Here is a 293-nt window from a genome sequence, read left to right as displayed (position 1 = left end):
AAGATCCTGGCACTGTACGCCTGCGGCATGAGCCAGCGGGATATCGCTGAGCAGATCAAGGAGCTGTACGGCGTGGAGATTTCTCCGGAGCTGGTGACGAAGATCAGTGAAAAGATCATGCCGGAGGTCACAGCCTGGCAGAATCGTCCGCTGGAGCCGGTGTATCCATTTGTGTTCATGGACGCCATTCACTACAAGGTTCGGGAAGACCGGCGGTACGTGACCAAAGCAGCGTATGTGGTTCTGGGTGTCACCATGGATGGCAGGAAGGACATTCTGGGAGTCTGGATTGG

1 protein-coding gene is annotated in these 293 nt (G+C 56.0%); it reads left to right on the top strand.

Annotation, left to right across the window (positions count from 1 at the left end; genetic code table 11):
• The coding region (locus GPK94_RS16440) for a transposase (protein ID WP_215656096.1) at positions 1–293 on the top strand (293 nt) is incomplete at both ends.

Origin of the sequence: Pseudoflavonifractor sp. MCC625 (assembly GCF_018784545.1) — a bacterium.
Taxonomy (GTDB): domain Bacteria; phylum Bacillota; class Clostridia; order Oscillospirales; family Oscillospiraceae; genus Pseudoflavonifractor_A; species Pseudoflavonifractor_A gallinarum.
Note: the sequence above shows the minus strand (reverse complement) of the source record. Positions and strands in the feature narration are given on the sequence as shown.